This is a genomic window from Yoonia sp. SWMV100 (genome assembly GCF_056108365.1).
This window is the reverse complement of record NZ_JBWBAQ010000004.1, coordinates 463,777-484,384: the sequence shown is the minus strand read 5'-3', so window position 1 is coordinate 484,384 and position 20,608 is coordinate 463,777. Positions and strand designations below refer to the sequence as shown.

Genomic DNA, 20,608 nt, shown 5'->3' with positions numbered 1-20,608 from the left:
CTTCATTTTCTTCTCATCTTCAACATGTCAATATCCCGCTCAAAGCGGGAGGAATGTGATATGAAAACGCAAGTAGCTATTATTGGTGGCGGCCCGTCCGGCCTCTTGTTGTCGCAATTGCTGCATACCCGCGGAATAGAAAGCGTCGTTCTTGAGCGGAAAACAAAAGAGTATGTTCTGGGCCGCATTCGTGCGGGGGTCTTGGAACAGGGTCTTGTAAAGCTGTTAGAGGAAGCTGGCTGTGCCCAGCGCCTGCACGCCGAAGGCTACGTGCATGATGGCACACTGATTTCATACGGGGATGAAATGTTTCGCCTCGACTTTACGGAACATACCGGGACGCCAGTGATTGTTTATGGTCAAACCGAAGTAACCCGCGATCTGTATGCCGCGCGCGAAAAATCAGGCGGCAAAATCGAATTCAACGTGGAAAACGTGGTGATTAACGGGGCATCGACCGACACGCCTTTCGTGACCTACACGGTCGACGGCGAACAACGGCGGATCGACTGTGATTTTGTGGCGGGTTGTGATGGGTTTCACGGGGTTAGCCGTCAAACCATCCCGTTGGACGTGCGGCGCGAGTACGAAAAAGTGTACCCTTTTGGCTGGCTTGGTATCTTGTCAGAAACACCGCCGGTGAATCACGAACTTATCTACGCCAATTCCCCGCGTGGCTTTGCGCTTTGCTCGATGCGCAACGAACACCTCAGCCGGTATTACATCCAATGTTCGCTCAGCGATAAACCTGAAGATTGGACAGATGACGCGTTCTGGCAGGAACTGAAACGCCGCATCCCCGCAGATCAGGCGCAAAACCTTGTCACCGGCCCGTCAATCGAAAAATCCATCGCACCGCTTCGGTCGTTCGTCACAGAGCCGATGCGCTGGGGGCGCCTGTTTTTGTGTGGCGATGCCGCCCATATCGTGCCGCCCACAGGTGCAAAGGGGCTGAATACAGCCGCATCAGATGTCTACTATCTATACCATGGTCTGCGTGATTTTTACGAAAATGACAGCAGTGACGGCATTGATCAGTATTCAGAAAAGGCGCTGCGCCGTGTCTGGAAGGCGGAACGTTTCAGCTGGTGGTTCTCGTCGCTGATGCACCGCTTTCCCGATCAGTCAACATTCGACCTCAAGATGCAGGTCGCTGAACTGGAATTCTTACGGTCCAACAGTGCCGCACAAAAGGCGATGGCCGAAAACTATGTCGGCCTGCCCTACTGATGGCTGTTCGCATTCCTGAACCCAAGCAACCGGAGACCCGAAATGCCTGACCGCTTTGAAAAGGGTATGGCCGTTCGCAGGGCAGTTTTGGGCCACGCCCATGTCGATCGTGCCGAAGCCGCAAAAACAGACTTTGACACCGCGTTCCAGACGCTGATTACCGAAAGTGCGTGGGGCAACGTCTGGGCGTCTGATGCCATCAGCCTGCGCGAACGATCGATGATTACGCTAGCGCTGTTGGCTGCGACAAAGAATTTTGAAGAAATCCCGATGCATATTCGTGCCACAGCCCGCACGGGTGCCAGCAAACAAGACGTGATAGAAGCATTTCAGCACGTGGCTATCTATGCTGGCGTACCTGCGGCAAACCACGCAATCAAACTTGCAAAACAAACCTTTGCAGAGATGGAAGAGGATACCCAATGACCACCCGCACCCTCATTCAGCGTGATCGTGAATGGCATCCCCCGGCCCTAACCCCGAACTACAAGACGAGCGTAACGCGGTCTCCGAAAAATGCGCTTTTGTCGCTGCAAAGCACCGCAAGCGAAGTGAGCGGACCCACATTCGGGCATAGCGACATTCAGGCGGTCGATAATGATCTGATCCGCAACTACGCCAAGACAGGAGACCCGATTGGTGAACGCATCGTCTTGCACGGGCGTGTTCTAGACGAAAACGGGCGCCCCGTTCCCAATACACTGGTCGAGATCTGGCAAGCAAACGCGGGCGGGCGGTATCGGCACAAAATGGATACATACCTTGCACCGATCGATCCTAACTTTGGGGGGTGCGGGCGAACGCTGACCGATGAAAACGGCGCATATGTATTTCGGACCGTGAAACCGGGGGCCTACCCTTGGCGCAATTGGGTCAACAGCTGGCGTCCCGCCCATATTCACTTTTCGGTATTCGGGACCGCCTTTGCCCAGCGCCTGATCACGCAAATGTATTTTGAAGGTGATCCGCTGATTGCGAAATGCCCGATCGTCAATGGCATCCCTGACCAGCGCGCGATTGATCAACTGGTGGCCGCTCTTGACCTGAATGCCAGCGTGCCGCTTGATAGCATTGCGTACAAATTCGACATTGTCCTGCGCGGGCATCGTTCAACGTTTTTTGAAAACCGGCCCGAGGGGAATTGACTATGGTGCAATCGTTGAACAACCTCAAAGAATCCGCGTCGCAAACCGCCGGTCCCTACGTTCATATCGGGCTTGCACCGGGCGCCGCCGGTTTTGATATCTATCCCCACGAATTAGGCCACGACATCATTGGCCCCAACGCAAGGGGTCGAAAAATTAGGGTGACAGGCACCGTCACGGATGGCAACGGCGCGCCTGTCAAAGACGTGCTGATCGAAGTCTGGCAAGCCAATGCCGATGGTATCTACCCCGGAACGGGCGCTGTCGAAGACGGGTTTCGCGGGTGGGGACGCGTGGCACCCGATTTCGCGACCGGCGTTTTTGCGTTCGACACCATCAAACCGGGCGCAGTTGCAGGGGCGGACGGGCGGGAAATGGCCCCTCACTTAAACCTCTGGCTTGTCGCGCGCGGGATCAATGTTGGGCTGAACACACGGATGTATTTTGCTGACGAAGCCGCGTTGAACGCCACAGACCCGGTCTTGACCCTGATCGATCCACCCCACCGCCGCGCCACGCTGATTGCGGTGGGCGACGGCGACACCTACACATTCGACATTCGTCTGCAAGGCTATGGCGAAACCGTATTTTTAGACGTCTGAGGCTGACATGACCAAACCTTGTATTATCTGCGTGGCCATCACAGGGTCAGTGCCCACCAAGAACGACAACCCGGCAGTTCCAATCACGATTACCGAGCAGATCGAAAGCGCCCATGCGGCGTTTGAGGCGGGTGCCGCCATTGCGCATTGTCATGTCCGCGACGACAACGGCAAGCCGACTTCGGATCCAGATCGTTTTGCGCGCCTCAAAGAAGGGCTGGAAAAACATTGCAAGGGCATGATTGTCCAGCTTTCGACGGGCGGCCGGTCAGGTGCGGGCCGTGATCGTGGTGGCATGCTGCCCTTATCGCCCGATATGGCATCACTGTCGGTCGGATCGAACAATTTCCCAACACGGGTCTATGAAAACAGCCCCGATCTGGTGGATTGGCTGGCATCGCAAATGATCGCCCATGACGTTAAACCTGAAATCGAAGCCTTTGATTTGGGTCATATCGTGCAAGCCACCCGCATGGCTGCCGACGGGCGACTGAAGTCGCCGTTATATGTGCAATTTGTCATGGGCGTCAAAAACGCCATGCCTGCGGACGAACGTATCTTCGATTTCTACATTGAAACGCTCAATCGTCTGGCACCCGATGCACAATGGTGTGCGGCAGGGATCGGCCCCGCGCAGATCATCATTAACGAATGGGCCATATCCAAAGGCGGACACACCCGCACAGGATTGGAAGACAATGTGCGGCTTGATCGTGACACGCTTGCACCGTCCAATGCCGCACTGGTCCAGCGTGCCGTTGACCTTTGCGATAAATACGAACGGCCTGTGGCCACATGGCAGCAAGCCCGCGAAATCCTTGGTTTGCGCAGGGTTGCCTGATGGCGTTTGTCACCCTCAATGATGTGACCCTGCACTATCGGTATCGTGCAGGATCCGGCACACCTGTGGTTTTTCTGAATTCATTGGGAACAGATTTTCGCATATGGGACGCGGTCAGTGACTTGATTGGCGAAGGCACGCCAATCTTGTGTCTCGACAAACGCGGCCACGGGCTGAGCGATGATGGACCGATCACGATGGATCTGCTGATCAGCGATGTCGCTGCCTTGATCTGTCACTTGGACCTTGAACCTGCCGTTGTGTGTGGTGTGTCGGTCGGCGGGCTGATTGCTCAGGGGGTTGCGTCATCCTACCCACAGCTTGTCGCCGGGCTGGTGCTGTGCTGCACAGGCGCGAAAATCGGTGACGCCGCCAGTTGGGATGCGCGCATTTCGGCGGTCACACAAGACGGTATCTCGGGCATGGCCGATTCCATTTTGGAAAGATGGTTTTCATCTGGTTTTCGCGCCGGAAACCCCGCAAGCGTTGCAGGTTATCGCAATATGCTGACGCGCACGCCGCAAAACGGATATGCGGGCGTTTGCGCAGCAATTCGCGACACTGATTACACTGTGCCGACCGCGCAAATCACCTGTTTGACCCACTGCATCGCCGGAAGCGAAGATCAAGCAACACCACCTGATGTTGTTTTCGCGCTATCGCAACTGATAGACGGTTCGCATTATCAAAGCATCAGCGGTTGCGGGCATCTTCCGTGCATTGAGGCGCCAGATGTGGTAGCAGACGCGATCAGCAACATGCAAAAAAGGTTACGATGATAGGCGTCTTTGATCATCCCTGGTTAGGCGGGTTATTCGGTGACGCCGAGGCCAGCGGTATTTGGTCACCCAGCAGCCAGCTGGGGCATATGTTGGCGTTTGAGGTGGCTTTGACACAGGCGCTAGGGCAAAGCGGTGTGATCACGGCCGAAACTGCTGACACTGTCGCGCAACAAATCGCACATTTTGTACCTGACATAAACGATTTGCGCGACGGCACCGCGCGTGACGGGCTGCCGGTTCCTGCGCTGGTCACTCAACTGCGACATGCCGTCGGTGACAACGCCAAAGCCGTTCACACAGGTGCAACATCTCAGGATGTGATTGATACCGCGCTTGCGCTTACGTTACGCGATTTCAACGTGATTTTAGGCGAACGCCTTGATGCGATAATCAGCGCACTTGAAAATATGCGTCAACAATATGGGACGGCATCTTTGATGGGGCGCACGCGGATGCAAGCGGCCCTGCCCATTACCGTGTCCGACCGGATTGACACATGGTCGCAGCCTCTGACCGGGCATCTGGCGCGACTTGAACGGCTGGGCCCGCAGGTCACCCGGCTTCAGCTTGGTGGCGCCGTCGGCGACCGTGCCGCATTGGCACCTTTTGCCGATGAAATCGCTGCCGACATGGCCGCCCGCCTTGGCCTAGGCAACCCGCCCAAGGCATGGCATGCCATGCGTGAAAATTTGGCCGACTATGCCAACCTGCTGTCTTTGATAACCGGAACGCTTGGCAAGATCGGACAAGACATTTGCCTGATGGCGCAGCAAGGCATCGACGAAATCGCCATGCAGAGCGGCGGCAAATCGTCGGCGATGCCGCACAAGCAAAACCCGATTCAGGCCGAACTGTTGGTCACACTTGGGCGTTTTAACGCGACCCAACTGTCGGCGATGCATCACGCCATCATCCATGAACAAGAACGGTCGGGCACCGCTTGGGCGCTTGAATGGATGGTTTTGCCGCAAATGGCGCAGGCAACAGCGCGCAGCCTGTCCGCCGCAATCGCGATGTTTTCCCATATCTCGCGCATCGGAACGTGAGAACTGTGCGGGATGCGACGCCCATTTATTTTCAAAATAAACAAAACACACTTACATAATTAGCAAAATTGACCTAGATCGCTTATCCATCTAGGAGACATGCCACAAGTGTAATGTAACGAGTTTGGTGGTAAAAAATGACAGCTTTTAAAACGACGATGTGCGCAATGTTCACGGCAGCGGCACTTTTCCCGGCGGCCGCAACCGCAGATGAAATGGCGCTGACCTTTGAAAATCAGGGCGTAACCATCAGCGGCGAATTTGCTGGTTTCAGCGACAATGCGTATATCCTGGTCACGACGGTTGGGACGCTGCATGTTCCTGTAAATCTTGCCACCTGCGAAGGCAAAGATTGTGTGACACTCACAACGGCAAGCGCGAACAACTAAGAAATGTGAAGTCCCGTGTGCCCCTTCCTGCAAAGAAGGGGTACATTTTTTGCACGCGCGTTTGCCCTACGTGCCATCGCGCCCTACATGTGCTTCGTAAGCTGGCAAATATCTTGCGAGGCTAAAGGACCGAGTGCAAATGATCCCCGCCATCCCTTCTAATTCCGATCTTTCACTGATGGCACAGGGCGAAGGCAGTGGATTTGATCCCGCCAATGACCCGATCGGTTTTCGCAGCGCATTGGGCAGTTTTGTGACCGGCGTGACGCTTGTCACCACCCAAACGCCCAGTGGCCCGGTCGGGATTATCGCGAACAGCTTTGCGTCGGTATCGCTGGATCCGCCGCTTGTTTTGTGGTCACCTGCCAAAAAATCTGCGCGGTTTGCCGACTTTGCCAGCGCGCCACAGTTCACCATTCACGTTCTTGGTGCTGCGCAACGCGATCTGTGTGCGGCGGTGATCGCATCAAAACATGCTGTCCGCGACTTGCAATCCACTGGCGCGGTCGATGCGACAGTTGCGCATTTCGAATGTACACTGTCAGCCAGTCACGATGCGGGTGATCATGTCATTGTCGTGGGCCGCGTGATCCGCGCGCACCATACCGGCGTCACACCCTTGGTTTTTGCGAATGGCGTTTACGGACAGTTCAATCCGGTCGCGGGGTGAACTGATGCCCGCGAAAAACCACCATCGTGTCCGACAGTAAATCCGCCCCCACCCCATCCGCCGACAGGTGCTGCGGGGTGGCCCGCCACAAAAATCTGTCACAGCTTGGGTGCGCGGTTTATCGACATCAGCGCCGACATGCGTTGCACAACTTGCAACTCAAGCTCGGCCATCGGCGACGCGTTCAATGACGGCATCGACAGCGCAATCAAAACGCGCGGGGCATCGGATGCAAGGATCACATGCGTCGCACTGTAGCGATCAAACAGATAGGCAATATGATCGTCGGCCAGATCACCCAACTTTGGCGGCGCGGCGCGGCGAAGCACTGGCGCGACCTCAAATATATGCTGCAACGTCTCTTCTTGTAGCCCGTCGAGGCTGCGCGCGCTGATCATCGCCGCCCCTTCCACCATCGGATGCGAACGTAAACCACGCAAAAACGCAATCGGGTCGGTTGTCGTCGCCTCGGCGAGATACCGCATCAGGCCAAGGCTTTGTTCTTCGGTGCGCAGGGCCCTTGCGTCGTTCAGGATTGCCACCAAAAACAGTGCAGTCATCACTGTTGCAACGCTAAGCAACACTCCTTCGCCGTCCATTTGCGCGACTTCCCCGATCAGGACGCCCACCAAAAGTGCCGCAGAAACCATCACTGCGAAATTCACCATGACAACGCCATGGCCCAGTTGTGTCCGGCCCAAGCCCATCACCAACCAGCACAAGATCAACACACCCAAGGCCGAAAACTGAATGGGTAGCCCCAGCACTGCCATCAAAAAATCGCTTGTCGATAAGGGAATAAAAACCAAAAGCGATAGCCCAAGACGGGTCACGGTGATATTCTCTTGTGCTGACAGGCTACTGCGATCGCGCCGCAAGATCATCCAACCCGACAAACCAAACCCGATGATCTGAAAAGCCATCAGTGCATACAGTCGGTATGGATCAATCGCGCCCGTGAACGAAAGCGCACTGATCAAAAACACGAACGTACCCCAGCCAATGATCTGCTTTACAAATGGGGGCGCATGACGCCGCAGAAGGGCTTCGGTCAGCAGCAAAGCCGCCAAAGGAATGAGCGCAGCACCCACCAGGATCGGAATGCGAAACAGGCTCCAGCCTGTTAGCATGACCAGAACCCGCCCCATGAACAGCAGCATTGTAATCCGCACGCAAAACAAAACGCGGCGACTGATCGGGTCCCATCCTTTGCGTCGCCGCAAAAATACGTGAAGCGCCAGCAGTCCCAGCAAAGCAGCCAAAGACATGCAAAGTTCGATCAGTCCCGCAGGATCACTGATCATGTATCGCCCCCATGCGGGCGCAAGATGGACCAACTGCGCGTGCTGTCGGCCCAGTGAACCGCAGGCAAGATCACCCGGCGCAACGCCACCAAACCACCCGCCAGGATCAGACCGATCACCGCCGACTTTGGAACCTCGCGGCGCAAATAACCACGCATCGCCGCCAGATCCATTTCTCCCAGCTGAAGCAGGTCATCCCCACGGTCGTAATTCAACTGTGCAGCACAATAGGTGTTGAACCGTTCGTCGCGATGCTTGGGCGCGGTTTCCCATGTCTTTTTCAAATCATCCGACCCGCCGGTATAGGCATCTGTAATAACAAAACGGTCTTCATCGAACCCTGCCTCTGGACCCACGCCAAAGACATCCCGGTGCTGCGCCATGATTTGACGTCCAAGCAACAGATGGTTCAACGTGCGCCGTCCACCATCGGGCTGCGGCCAAACACCTGAAAACATCTGCGACACCATGCCGACGACGGCAGGGACTTGTGTGACGTTCGATATCCAGACTGGCCGGAACTGACGGCGGAAGAAAATAAGAAAACACGTCAGCCCGTAAAGTACCCAAGACAGGTTTTTCGACCGTTCATCTGGATCGACCATAACAAGGCCAAGATGCAGTACTTCGGTCGGGGCTGGTTTGGTGTCCAAATGCATCACGGCCAGCGCGTTGAATGCAATGGGCGTCCCATCCGCACGGCGCACAAGTGTGATGATCACCTGTTTCATTCGCGCGGCATCGCCAGAGAAAACGCCATATGTCAGACTGCCTGCGTCCAGCGTACGCGCGGCGATCGTGCGCAAATCCTGTGACAACGCGGCCAACGCGCCGTCATCCATCCACAGTCCGGGACGTTCGATGATGCGCACGTGCAGATCAGGACCAGACCGAAGGGTCACGTCCAGATAATTCCGTCCGATGGTTTTGAATAAAGTGCTGATCAAGAGGCGAAACCTGTGGCTGTGATACACAGGTTAGGCAGCCTGCCCCACAGGGGCAAGCGCCAGATTTTCCAATGCCCCCTTAGAGGTAGCGATTGACCAGATTTTCCAGACGTTCCTGGCGGCCGGAACGCGGTTCCGGGTTGGTGTTTTCGGCTTTCACCTTGGCAGTGATGCTGTCGAGGTCGCTGTTCAACAACCCTTTGCCGGCATCGGTGTCCCACCCGGCGTAACGTTCGTTGCGTGCGGCCTCTAGCTTGCCGTCTTCCAGCATTGCGGCTGCGGCTTTCAGACCAGACGCACAGGCATCCATCCCGCCGACATGACCAAGGATCAGATCCTCGGCATCCAGCGACTGACGGCGTAGTTTTGCGTCAAAGTTCGTGCCGCCGGTTGTGAACCCACCTGCCCGCAGAACTTCGTAATATGCCAATGCCATTTCAGGCACGTTATTCGGGAATTGGTCGGTGTCCCAGCCGGACTGGTAATCGTTGCGGTTCATGTCGATGGAACCGAAAATGCCCAGCTCGCGTGCGACGGCCAATTCATGTTCAAACGAGTGTCCTGCCAAAATCGCATGGCCCTGCTCGATGTTCATTTTCACTTCGCCTTCAAGGCCAAAATCCTTGAGGAAGCCATAAACGGTGGCAACATCATAGTCATACTGGTGCTTGGTTGGCTCTTGTGGTTTTGGCTCGATCAGGATCGCACCCTTAAAACCCATTTTGTGTTTGTAATCGACAACCATCTGCAACATCCGGCCCGCCTGCTGGCGTTCACGGCCCATGTCGGTGTTCAGCAAGGTTTCGTAGCCTTCACGGCCGCCCCACAGCACATAGTTTTCGCCACCCAGCTTCATGGTCGCGTCCATGCAGGTTTTGATAGTCGCAGCCGAGAACGCAAAAACATCTGGATCAGGGTTTGTCGCGGCACCCGACATAAACCGGCGATGCGAGAACAGGTTTGCGGTTCCCCACAGCAGCTTCACGCCAGTCGCATCCATTTTTTCCGCAAAGTAATCAACGATTTCTTCGAGGTTCTTCGTGTTCTCAGCAAAGCTGTTCCCTTCGGGGCGCACGTCGGCGTCATGGAAACAGAAATAGGGCACGTTCAGGATCTGGAACATCTCGAACGCCACGTCAGCCTTCAGCTTGGCAGCATCCATGGTGTCACCGAACCACGGGCGGTCAAACGTCTGACCGCCAAATGGATCACCACCCGGCCAGGCAAATGAATGCCAATAAGCCGCTGCAAACCGCAGGTGATCTTTCATCGGCTTGCCCATCACAACCTCATCGGGGTTGTAGTGACGGAAAGCGAATTCATTGTCCGTGTTCGGACCTTCGTATTTTATGGCGGGGATGCCTTTGAAGAAATCAGTCATTTCAATCCTTTCAATGCGTCATAGCTGGCGCGGTAGCGGGAGTGGGCCTGTGCAAAGCTGTCAGTCAATGCAAGGTCGGGTTCAATTGTGCGGGCGATCTGCGGAATCGTGGCGATTTCGACGCCAGCGCCGGTCGCAGCCATAAGACCAAGGCGGGCAGCGCCGAACGCCCCGCCAAAGTCACCGGAAACCGGCAATTCGACAGGAATGCCAAGGCTGGTCGCAATCGCCTGCACCCAGTAGTCGGATTTTGATCCACCACCAACGGCGATCAAACGTTTGATCTGCGTGCCGGTGGACGTCAGCGCGTCATAGTTGTCGCGGATGGCATGGGTCACGCCTTCCAGAACGGCGCGGGTCATCGCGGCCTGATCCGTTGCGTGATCCAGATGCAGGAAGGCACCGCGTATCTTTGCATCGTTATGGGGCGTACGTTCGCCGCCCAGATACGGCAGGAATAATGTCTGCCCACATGCCTGAAGCGCACCCAAACCTGCGGTCAACTTTGTCGCCGGTTGGCCAACTGATTTTGCGAACCAGTTCAGCGCGTCAGCTGCCGCCAAGATCACGCCCATCTGGTGCCACGTCCCGGGGAGCGCATGGCAAAACGTGTGAACAGCAGTCGCAGCGTCCGGTTGATACGCATCCGAGGCTGCGAATAACACACCTGATGTGCCGAGCGATACGAATGCATCGCCTGCCTTGACCACACCCACACCCACAGCGCTGGCCGCGTTATCACCGCCGCCGCCCGCAACCACAACACCTGCGGGCAGCCCCCAGCGCGTCGCAAGTTCTGCGCGCAACCTACCAGAAACGTCGGAACCTTCGACAAGGCGGGGCATATGTTCGCGTGACAGACCAGTCGCCGCCAACAATTCATCCGACCAATCACGTTTGGCGACATCCAACCAGCTTGTTCCGGCCGCGTCGGACATTTCGGCAACCGCCTCGCCTGTCAGCCAAAGCCGCAGATAATCTTTGGGAAGCAGGACGCGTTTGACCTTGGCGAAGGTCTCGGGTTCGTGCCGCGCGACCCAGACCAATTTCGGGGCCGTAAAACCCGGGAACACGATATTTCCGGTCAGCGCCCGAAAGCGGGGATTGGCGTCCAGCTCTGCCGCTTCGACGGCGGACCGGGTGTCGTTCCACAAAATACAGGGGCGCAGGACTTCGTCATTGGCATCTAACAGCGTTGCGCCGTGCATTTGCCCCGATAGGCCAATGCCACGCACTGCGTCCAACGATATTTGACTTTTCAGCGCACGGATCGCCGCGTCTGCCGCATCCAGCCATGTGGCAGGGGCCTGTTCAGACCAACCGGGTTCAGGGCGCACCGCCTCTAGCGGCGCGGTTGCCTCTGCGAGGATGGTTTGCGTATCATCGATCAAAACCGCCTTCAGGCCCGACGTCCCCAGATCCAATCCGATATACATACAGCGTCCCTCCCCGATCGTTGCGTTGTTTGGCACGGGTGTTTTGGCGGTCGGGCCCTTACTTGTCAAATTAAATTCAGCTGTCGAATTAAAAAACCACAACATCGGCCAAAATTCACGCCAAAGACACGTCAATCTTTGACAATCCCGTCATGACGGGGTCATATGGCCCGTATATAATTCAGGTGATGAACTTATGTTAGCCAATCTGCCGACCGGTGACGACTCAGCTTTGCCTGCGGGATGTGGCCCGCTGCTGCCTCAGGGCGCATCGTCGCCGAAAACCTTGCGCCAACAGATTTTCGAACATGTGCGCGCAGCAGGACGGGCGACGCGCACAGACGTGATCCGCGCGCTTGGGGTTAGCGCAGGGTCGGCGACAACCCTGACCGGCGACTTGATTGCAGCGGGTCTGTTGCGCGAAGTTGCGGGACTGCCTCGCGAAACCGGGCGGGGTCGGCCTGCTGTCGCGCTTGAGGTTGTGCCCGAACGTCACCACGTGATCGGGATCAAGCTGTCCGATGACACCCACTCTGCGGTGCTGACGGATTTTGCGGGAAATACACTTGCGGACGCAACGCTGCACACGCCGTCGCAACCAAAGTCGCTGGATGTCATTTTGACAGAAGTCGCCGATCTGATGGATCAGCTTATGACCGCTGCTGGCAAATCAGCCGCTGAAATCGCCGCCGTCGGCATTGGCCTTTCCGGAATCGTCGACCATCAATCTGGTACTGTCCCTTGGTCGCCGTTACTGGCCACCCGAGACGTCGATTTTGCCGCTGCATTTCAAGCAAAATTTGGCATGCCACTGTATCTGGACAATGACGCCAACATGTTGACCTTGGCCGAACTGTGGTTTGGCGCGGGACGATCAAAGACAGATTTTGCTGTCGTCACGATTGAACATGGTGTTGGTATGGGCCTTGTGATCGACAATCGGCTGTATCGTGGCGCGCGCGGGATGGGGTTGGAATTAGGCCATACCAAAGTGCAACTGGATGGCGCATTGTGCCGCTGTGGCCAGCGCGGCTGCCTTGAGGCATATCTTGCGGACTATGCGCTGGCGCGTGAAGCGGCCACCGCCCTGCACCATCTACCCCAAGAACACCAAAGCCCGAACGCCCTGCTTGATGACCTGTTCACGCAAGCCAAATCAGGCAACACCGCCGCCCAGATGATTTTTCGCCGCGCGGGCCGGTATTTGTCTGTCGGGCTGGCGAATGTGATTCAGCTCTTTGATCCCGCCCTGATCATCATCTCTGGCGAGAGGATGCAATACGACTATCTGTATGCCCAAGAGGTGTTGGAAGAAATGCACCATCTGACGCTGAACGACGGGCGTTCCCCGTGTCAGGTCGAAACCCACGCCTGGGGCGACTTGGTCTGGGCGCGTGGTGCGACCGCGCTCGCACTTACTGCGGTCACAGATACGGCCATCGCCGCGATCAGCTAGCGCAATTGCGGCACGGTCAGCCCGCTTGGCACCACATCAGGCACACCCAACCGGCCCTTTTGCGCGATCGGGTCGGTCAGTGTGTCCAGAAATGCCAGCAGGTCAGAAATGTCTTTTTCGTTCAGCACAACTGGTGCCATCGTGACAGCCTGCGCAATTGCCGCCGTGTCTTCAACCAAGCTGCGCCCATCATCCACCGGCAAATCAGGCAGGGTGGATTGCGTCATCTGATACCCGTCCAGATGGCGAACCGGGTCCAAATGCGCTGTCACAAAGGCGCGTAAATCGCTGTACGCGCCGTCGTGACCATAAGGCGCGGTCAGGGCGACGTTACGCAAGCTGGGTGTGCGGAACGCGTACATATCGGCAGGATCACCTGTCACGCGAAACCTGCCTTCGTCGCGGGCGTGGTTTTCAAACTTTGCAGCTTTACCCGGCCCGATTTGCGGCACACCCATCGCGTGAAACTGTTGGTCTGTCAGGAACGCGCCGCTGTGGCACTGCGCACATCCCGCATCACCATAAAACAAGGACATACCCCTCAGCGCAGGTTCGGACAGTGTCGCCTCACCCCGCAACACGGCATCAAATAGCGACGTATCTGAACGCCATTCGAATTCCATAAAAGCCGCAATCGCGTTGGAGATGTCGGTAAAGGATATTTGGTCCGCCGTCTCGATATCGTCATAGGCTGCGGCGAACTGTTGTGCATAGGCGGGAATACCGGAAACCCGGCGCGCGATAATATCCCATGCCCCGCCCGGCCCTGTCAGCACCCCCTGCCGCACAGCCTGCGCCACATCGTTTTCGGAAAAATGCCCGGCCATTTCATCACCGCTCAGAACCGGAAACATTGTCTGCGCTGACAGCAGCGACGCAAATCCAGCGACCATATCTGCGTCCAGTGGCGTGCGTAGGCCGCCGGGCCGATCCGGGTCTACCTCGATCCGGCCATCATGAAACAGGCGGGTAAATTCATGTGCGCCAAGATTGAAAAGCGCGGGCGCGTTGCGGGGAATGCGTTGTTCCGGCATGTTGTCCGGATCCGCAACGCGCTGCGTTCCCAAACCGCGCCCGCCATCACCCAGCCCCAGTGACAGCCCGTCACCTGTGCCAAACGCGGGATGGTGACAGGTGGCACACGCCACCTCTTTGTTGCCCGACAATATCGGATCATAGAATAGCTGCTGGCCTAAAATGACCTCTTCCATACGCACCGGCGCATAGTCGGCGTCCGTAATAGCTGGCGGCAAATCTTGCGCCTGCGCGGTTCCCGACAGACCCAAAAGAATGATCACGCGTAAATAAGTCATAAAGCCTCCCCACTTTGGGGCAGGATTACCACGGCTTACATTGGCACGCTATTCCATATGTTTGCGAATACGCCGCAGTGATGCCCAGACGAGCAAAACAACAAGGGGAGTCGCAACGGCAGCCAGCGTTGTTTTGCTGATATCCATCGCGTATTGCACCGGCCCAAGCATATAAAGCGCGAGGTTCAGCGCGTAATAGCTGATCGCGACAACCGACAACCCTTCGACGGTGTGTTGCAACCGAAGCTGTAGATCAGATCGTTTGTCCATGCTGGTCAACAGCGCCTGATTTTGGGCGGACCGTTCGACATCCACACGTGTCCGCAGCATATCCCCGGCCCGCAACGCCCTGTCAGAGAGGGCTTGCAGGCGCGTTTGCGTTGACTTCACGGTCCGCATCGCCGGATCGAACCGCCGCATCATGAATTCGCCAAAGGTCTGCCGTCCGGCAAACCGCACTTCGCGCAAAATGCTGATCCGCTGATTGACGATCGTCTCGTAAGCCCCTGTCGCACCGAAACGAAATGCGGTTTTTGCGATGATGTTTTCAAGCTCTGCTGAAACATCCAACAACGACTGGAGTTGCGCAGCAGGGTCCGAGGTGGAGCCGCGCATATCCTCGAGCAGGTCAGACAACGTACTGTCAATCATCGACATTTGTGGCGCAAGCGCGCGGGCGCGCAGCAGTCCCAGCATCGACATCGCCTTATAGGTTTCGATTTCGCACAGGCGCTGCACAACACGACCCACGCGACGCTTTCCGACATGCGGACGCGCAAAAACCGCGAACCGCATATGGCCAGCCGCATCAATGCGAAAATCGCCTGCGATCACCAGATCATCATCAAGCACACTGCTGATAGCCAGACTTTCTGGCACGAACCATGCTTTTGCTTTCTCGATGATCTCTTGATCATTTTCGGCGACCTCTACCCTGATAAGGGCTGATGTGACGCGCGCGCCCGGCGCTGCCGCAAGCCAATCTTGCGGGAAAACATCAAATGTCGCGACATCAAACGGCGTTTCGGCCACCCCGTCTGCTAGGATTGTATAGGTCACAAATTCGGTATGGCTTTCCCATTTCAACTGATGAGGACCGATTTGACCAAAATAATGGGTGGCCTGCGCATCGGGCAATGGCGCGTCAAACCGGTTCAACAGATCAACCAAATGCGCCATTTCGGCTGCGCGATCACGCGTTGCTGCGTTCTGCGCGGGCTTGAGTGCCAGATAGGCCGCGCGCCCCGGCGCCTTGATCGTGGGAAACGGCCGCGCGTGCAGTTCGTTGGCCATATCGTTGCGTAGCGGATGGTCGATAATAGGTGTCATAGAATAGCCTCTGGCGGGACAGTTCATTCAGGCTAACGATTTTTGCGCAGATGTAAAGAAAAACCGTTATATTGCAATTGGTTACATGCACACAACGGTATACCAGCTATGTGATGCCTGCCATATTTGGCCCAACTCACAAGCGCATCGTTTTAAATTTATGAAAATCAGCATGGACGGCATGACAGTTCACGCGCTACGCACAGCGCATGACGCGTGTGATCCTTTTTAACAAACCCTTTGATGTGCTGTCGCAATTCACCGATGCGCGCAGTCCCTCGCCGCGGCCAACCTTGTCGGCCTATATTGACGTGCCCAAAGTCTATCCGGCGGGTCGGTTGGATCGCGACAGCGAAGGTCTGTTGGTCTTGACTGACGACGGGAAATTGCAAGCCAAGATCGCCGATCCCAAACACAAGCTGACCAAAACTTACTATGCGCAAGTCGAAGGCGCGCCCGGCGATAGCGATCTGCAACCGCTGCGCGATGGCGTCATCCTGAACGACGGACCAACACGGCCGGCAAAGGTGCGCGTGATCGCACCGCCCGTGATTTGGGATCGTGACCCGCCCGTGCGATATCGCAAATCGGTGCCGGATACGTGGATCGAAATTACAATAAGTGAAGGCCGCAATCGACAGGTGCGCCGGATGACTGCGCATATCGGGTTTCCGACTTTGCGATTGGTGCGTTGGCGCGTCGGAGACTGGACATTGGATGACCTGCCCATCGGGCAGTGGCGAGATGTGTTCAAGACCGCTTAAAAGATGCCGTCAGTGGATCTGACACGCGCGTCTATACACACACACTGCCGCAGCCCGCAGGTTTGTTAGCAATCAACCAGGCCGACCCAGCCAACCCCGTCTGCCAGAGCATCAATCGGCGCCTCGTCAAAAATTTCAAACACCGTATCACCGCGTTGCATAAATTCCACATGCACCGGCTGCGGTTGCCCCGCAAGCGTATGTGACGCGACCGGCGTTGCCCCCAGACCGAGCAGGTAGGATTTTGCGGACTGCCATTCTTTGGTGCGGATCGCGAAGTGGCTATGACCGTCGCGGCGATCGGTGTCAGGATCGTTCTTTGCACAAAATTCAAATGCGCATCCTTCAGGGCCTTGGAAAAACACAAAGCGTACGCCATTGGTCCAAAATTCTGAAATGTCGCGTGGCCCGTCAGGGGTGAACCGCACATCTAAAACGCCGCCCTGATCCGCAATTTTTGACGCACAATCATCAACGCTGGCCACGTTAAACGCTACATGGTCAAGAGACAGCGGAATGAAACCATCTGGTGTGTCGCCAACGGCAACAACAAGGATACGGGCATCGCCAAAGGCCATCACACCATTGCCATCCGGTTGAAACCCGAAATAGGTTTGAAGATGAACACATCCGGCACGCGGGTCCGCAAGACAAAGCACTGGAATCACATGATTTTCCTTCTTATCCGACGCTAACAACGTCGACTGACTGATCATTAACTTGGCTGCCAGACGAACGCAGATGCCCGATCACAGGGGAGACATCACCATAGTCACGCCCGTAGCCTACAACAATATGATCCGTTCCGACCATTTTCGCATTTGTTGGATCGTATTCGATCCAGCCCTGCCCGGTTCCGCACCATGCACATACCCATGCGTGCATGGCGTCCGCACCTTCCAGACGCACGCCGCCTTCGGGGGGCAGCGTCCGCAGATACCCGCTGACGTATCCAGCGGGAATGCCCAGCGCCCGCAGCGCAAGGATCATAATATGGCTAAAGTCCTGACAGACGCCGCGCTTGTTTGCAAAAGCTTCGTAGGGGGGCGTATCCACGGTCGTCGCTTTCGCGTCGAAGGTCATGGTGTCATATATCGCCTTGCCAATACGAATGACATTTTCAGCCACAGATTTGTCAGGGTCCGACAAATTATTGGCGAAGGATGTAATTTGATCATGCGCGATCAGGCGTGGTGACGGGCCCACAAAATGCACCGGCGAACGCGGCCCGATGTCCCGACAATTCGCAAACTGCCGTTGCAGGTCTGTGATCGCCGGGGACACATCAAGCCATGCCAGCGGTTGCGATAACTGGACGCGGGCCGCCATGTTGATCACCATTTCGGCATGGGGTTCAACATGGCTTAGCGTTGTTGTGACATTTGCAAAAAAGTCGATCCCGTCAACCCGCTCTTGCGGATCAGGTGTGGTTGACACGAGGCTCGCCAGCACATTTTGGCGACCCGGGATATGCTTGGGGACAACGCGGACAATATGCCGACCATTCCCAGCGGCATTCGCATAACGATGACTGATATTCAGACGAACATCGTAAATCATACCCTAAACCAAATGCTTGTCATTCAGCGCATCCGAGAGTCTCCAGATGTCCTTTTGGATCTGCCGAAAGACAGCCGGCGTAAAGTCTTCGGGGCGGGTTGTGGCCAGTTGCGTCTCAAGTATCAGGGATTGGCGCGCCGCGTCGGTCAGGTTGTGACCTGACGCGTGGCCGGGTAGCTCGGCGATATGTTCGCGCGCACGGGTAATATGATAGCGGATGGCACGCGGATTTCTGTCGTCAGGTCCAAGCAGGTCGATGACTGAATTTGCCTGCGCCACAATCGCGTAGCGGGCGCGATGCGTGATCACACTGTCACCGATTTCCAATGCCAAATCCAACGCGCCTTCGGGCGCATCAGCCTTTGTCAATATCGCCAATAGGTTACACATATTCGCAGCCCTCTCGAGAGACAACCCGAGGCTTAGGAACCGCCAGCCGTCAGAGCGATACATGTTTTCATGCACCAGTCCTGAAAATCCGGTAATCCCGCGTAAAAGAACGCTCACTTCGCGCGGAATGTCATCAGATGTCAGGCTTTTGCCGTCCAAGATGCGCGTTTGGTCAACCAGCGCACGCAGCGCCATCATCCCGTCGGTGGAAAACCGGTCATTGATCCGCGACGCCGCATGAAGCCCGTAAAGCAAAGGATCAGCATAAAGCCTGGACATCGCACCAATATCGTCGTCGACATGCCCCATCAGGCCTTTGCGCATATAGCACAAAAGCGGTGTATCATGCGCGGCGCCATCAACAATGCGTGCATAATAGGCGCGCACAAGGCGCATATTAAGTTCTGATCGCTCCACATACCGACCAAGCCAGAACAGGTTATCAGCAGCCCTGCTGGGCAGGGTGCTAGAGCTAAGATCACGCTGCGCGACATCCCGTTCCGAGGTCAAAAGGCTGGGCTGTTGCACGGGTTTTGGACTGACCACCCAAACATCCGCAACACGGCCGCCGCGCTGCATCGCAAACGCTTTGGCGTCAGCACCTGCACTGACCCGCGCGTAGCCCCCCGGCATGACCTTCCAGCCATGACGCGTACGCCCCATGAAAATGCGAATACACATCGGGCGCGCAACCAGCTTACCGTCTTCACACACTGGTGTGGTGGATAATGTGATGGCCTCTTGGCCCACCAGTTCGCGGCCAGACGTGCGCAACATATCCGCAAGTGCGTCTGCATGGGTCGCATTGAACGCAGATGTGAACACGTTGGTGGCGGGATCGGCGACCAAAGGAACCGTCGAAAACGCTGACCCAACCATCATGCGGTCGCGGTTTTCCAACACATGTTTGCGTTCAGCATCGTGGCCGCACCACCAAGTGGCGATATTCGGCATCATCAACTTGTGCCCCAAGTGCGCACGCGCAATTTTTGGCAGAAACGCCATCAAAGCACGGGTTTCCAACACCCCTGCCCCAACCGCATTCAAGGTTTTAAGCGACTGACGGCGCAGCGCATCGAGTAAACCCGGGGTCCCCAGCATCGACGTCGGATCCAACTCCAGTGGGTCGCTCATTGCACCGGTCACGCGGTTCCACAGCAGGCTAATGGGCTTTGGTCCCGCGACGGTGCGCACCATGACGCGCCCATTCAGCACGATCAAATCCTCGCCTTCGACGAGCAACAACCCCAGATAACGCGCAATATAAGCGTGCTCTGCGTAGTTCTGGTTCATCGGGCCCGGCGACATCAACGCGATTTCACCGTCCGCTTTCCCCTTCATATCAAACAGGTTTTGTTGAAACGTCTGAAAAAAACCGGCCAACCGATGAACATTTGCATGCGCAAAAAAGTTGGGGAAAACGCGGGTCATTGCCATGCGATTTTCGATCGCAAATCCGACCGTCGAAGGTGCCTCGACCACGTCACTAATGACCCACCATTTGCCATCGGGGCCGCGCCCGATTTCAAACGAAATAGAGTTTAAAAAATAGTCATTTGCGGGCTTCACCCCCACCATGGGGCGCAACCAGGCCGGGTTCTGGCTGAGTAAGGTCGCGGGAAGTTGGCCGCTGCTGACCAACTGGTTGTCGCCATAGACGTCGCGCAGCACATATTCCAACAAATCGGCGCGTTCGATCAATCCCGCAGAAATCTGCGCCCACTCGTCCTCTTCCAGAATGACCGGAATGTGGCTCAGCGGCCATTCGCGTTCCGACGACAGCGTTTCATCGTATTGTCGGTACAAAATGCCCGCGTCACGTAAATATTGGTCGCCGCGCGCAAACCGGCTGGACAAATTCTCTGGCCCCAGTTTGCTGATATGATCGATAAATGTGGACCAGACCGGTTTCAACACCCCCTGCGCGTCAAACATTTCGTCAGACACACCTTTTTGCCGACGGTAAGACGCCAGCAAATCGGCCCGCGCCGAAGGTGATGATGTGGGCTGCGCAGCTTGCATG

20 protein-coding genes are annotated in these 20,608 nt (G+C 56.3%); 11 read left to right on the top strand and 9 right to left on the bottom strand.

What is annotated here, in order from left to right:
• The first annotated feature begins 60 nt into the window (after positions 1 to 60).
• The 9 genes from pobA (at position 61) to ACXJGX_RS11430 (ending at position 6,705) form a co-directional block, all read left to right on the top strand.
• A complete protein-coding gene (pobA, locus tag ACXJGX_RS11470; RefSeq protein ID WP_474781719.1) occupies positions 61 to 1,230 on the top strand; it encodes a 4-hydroxybenzoate 3-monooxygenase in 1,170 nt (389 codons plus the stop codon).
• Positions 1,231 to 1,272: 42 nt separating this feature from the next.
• Complete coding sequence (pcaC, locus tag ACXJGX_RS11465) at positions 1,273 to 1,656, top strand: 4-carboxymuconolactone decarboxylase (protein ID WP_474781717.1); 384 nt, start codon at positions 1,273 to 1,275, stop codon at positions 1,654 to 1,656.
• Positions 1,653 to 2,375, top strand: a complete 723-nt coding sequence (pcaH, locus tag ACXJGX_RS11460; protein ID WP_474781715.1) for a protocatechuate 3,4-dioxygenase subunit beta — start codon at positions 1,653 to 1,655, stop codon at positions 2,373 to 2,375. The genes pcaC and pcaH overlap by 4 nt, the downstream gene beginning before the upstream one ends.
• 2 nt (positions 2,376 to 2,377) lie before the next feature.
• Positions 2,378 to 2,977, top strand: coding sequence for a protocatechuate 3,4-dioxygenase subunit alpha (gene pcaG / locus ACXJGX_RS11455; RefSeq protein ID WP_474781713.1), 600 nt, complete (start codon positions 2,378 to 2,380; stop codon positions 2,975 to 2,977).
• Between the two features lie 7 nt (positions 2,978 to 2,984).
• Positions 2,985 to 3,818, top strand: a complete 834-nt coding sequence (locus tag ACXJGX_RS11450; RefSeq protein ID WP_474781711.1) for a 3-oxoadipate:acetyl-CoA acetyltransferase — start codon at positions 2,985 to 2,987, stop codon at positions 3,816 to 3,818.
• A complete protein-coding gene (gene pcaD / locus ACXJGX_RS11445) occupies positions 3,818 to 4,597 on the top strand; it encodes a 3-oxoadipate enol-lactonase (protein ID WP_474781709.1) in 780 nt (259 codons plus the stop codon). Before ACXJGX_RS11450 ends, pcaD begins: the two co-directional genes overlap by 1 nt.
• The gene (locus ACXJGX_RS11440) at positions 4,594 to 5,646 is read left to right on the top strand and encodes a 3-carboxy-cis,cis-muconate cycloisomerase (protein WP_474781707.1); all 1,053 of its coding nucleotides are present in this window, start codon (positions 4,594 to 4,596) and stop codon (positions 5,644 to 5,646) included. Before pcaD ends, ACXJGX_RS11440 begins: the two co-directional genes overlap by 4 nt.
• 137 nt (positions 5,647 to 5,783) lie before the next feature.
• Entirely contained in the window at positions 5,784 to 6,035 is a 252-nt protein-coding gene (locus ACXJGX_RS11435) for a hypothetical protein (RefSeq protein WP_474781705.1), read from the top strand.
• A gap of 139 nt (positions 6,036 to 6,174) precedes the next feature.
• On the top strand, positions 6,175 to 6,705 hold the full coding sequence (locus ACXJGX_RS11430; protein ID WP_474781703.1) for a flavin reductase family protein: 531 nt from the start codon (positions 6,175 to 6,177) through the stop codon (positions 6,703 to 6,705).
• A gap of 98 nt (positions 6,706 to 6,803) precedes the next feature.
• On the opposite strand, the gene ACXJGX_RS11425 is transcribed toward ACXJGX_RS11430, so the two are convergent.
• From ACXJGX_RS11425 to xylB, 4 genes are all read right to left on the bottom strand, one after another.
• Positions 6,804 to 8,009 carry a hypothetical protein gene (locus ACXJGX_RS11425; protein WP_474781701.1) on the bottom strand — a complete coding sequence of 402 codons (1,206 nt, stop codon included), beginning with the start codon at positions 8,007 to 8,009 and terminating at the stop codon, positions 6,804 to 6,806.
• Positions 8,006 to 8,956: a hypothetical protein gene (locus tag ACXJGX_RS11420; RefSeq protein ID WP_474781699.1), complete on the bottom strand. Its 951-nt coding sequence runs from the start codon at positions 8,954 to 8,956 to the stop codon at positions 8,006 to 8,008. The genes ACXJGX_RS11425 and ACXJGX_RS11420 overlap by 4 nt, the downstream gene beginning before the upstream one ends.
• A 79-nt stretch (positions 8,957 to 9,035) precedes the next feature.
• Positions 9,036 to 10,337 carry a xylose isomerase gene (gene xylA, locus ACXJGX_RS11415; protein WP_474781697.1) on the bottom strand — a complete coding sequence of 434 codons (1,302 nt, stop codon included), beginning with the start codon at positions 10,335 to 10,337 and terminating at the stop codon, positions 9,036 to 9,038.
• Positions 10,334 to 11,773, bottom strand: coding sequence for a xylulokinase (gene xylB, locus ACXJGX_RS11410; RefSeq protein ID WP_474781695.1), 1,440 nt, complete (start codon positions 11,771 to 11,773; stop codon positions 10,334 to 10,336). Before xylB ends, xylA begins: the two co-directional genes overlap by 4 nt.
• Before the next feature lie 196 nt (positions 11,774 to 11,969).
• On the opposite strand from xylB, the gene ACXJGX_RS11405 reads away from it, so the two are divergent.
• Complete coding sequence (locus ACXJGX_RS11405) at positions 11,970 to 13,229, top strand: ROK family transcriptional regulator (protein ID WP_474781693.1); 1,260 nt, start codon at positions 11,970 to 11,972, stop codon at positions 13,227 to 13,229.
• Here the strand turns inward: ACXJGX_RS11405 and ACXJGX_RS11400 are convergent.
• Positions 13,226 to 14,542: a cytochrome-c peroxidase gene (locus ACXJGX_RS11400; RefSeq protein ID WP_474781691.1), complete on the bottom strand. Its 1,317-nt coding sequence runs from the start codon at positions 14,540 to 14,542 to the stop codon at positions 13,226 to 13,228. The two genes, ACXJGX_RS11405 and ACXJGX_RS11400, sit on opposite strands and share 4 nt — an antisense overlap.
• A 48-nt stretch (positions 14,543 to 14,590) precedes the next feature.
• Positions 14,591 to 15,871, bottom strand: coding sequence for a DUF3422 family protein (locus ACXJGX_RS11395; protein ID WP_474781689.1), 1,281 nt, complete (start codon positions 15,869 to 15,871; stop codon positions 14,591 to 14,593).
• Between the two features lie 209 nt (positions 15,872 to 16,080).
• On the opposite strand from ACXJGX_RS11395, the gene ACXJGX_RS11390 reads away from it, so the two are divergent.
• Positions 16,081 to 16,635, top strand: coding sequence for a pseudouridine synthase (locus ACXJGX_RS11390; protein WP_474781687.1), 555 nt, complete (start codon positions 16,081 to 16,083; stop codon positions 16,633 to 16,635).
• Between the two features lie 65 nt (positions 16,636 to 16,700).
• Here ACXJGX_RS11390 and ACXJGX_RS11385 read toward each other — a convergent pair whose 3' ends face one another.
• From ACXJGX_RS11385 to ACXJGX_RS11375, 3 genes are read right to left on the bottom strand one after another with little or no spacing between them, the layout of a single operon-like run.
• A complete protein-coding gene (locus tag ACXJGX_RS11385; RefSeq protein WP_474781685.1) occupies positions 16,701 to 17,303 on the bottom strand; it encodes a VOC family protein in 603 nt (200 codons plus the stop codon).
• A gap of 13 nt (positions 17,304 to 17,316) precedes the next feature.
• Entirely contained in the window at positions 17,317 to 18,195 is an 879-nt protein-coding gene (locus tag ACXJGX_RS11380; RefSeq protein WP_474781683.1) for a transglutaminase family protein, read from the bottom strand.
• A gap of 3 nt (positions 18,196 to 18,198) precedes the next feature.
• A complete protein-coding gene (locus tag ACXJGX_RS11375; RefSeq protein WP_474781681.1) occupies positions 18,199 to 20,607 on the bottom strand; it encodes a circularly permuted type 2 ATP-grasp protein in 2,409 nt (802 codons plus the stop codon).
• Position 20,608: the final 1 nt, after the last annotated feature.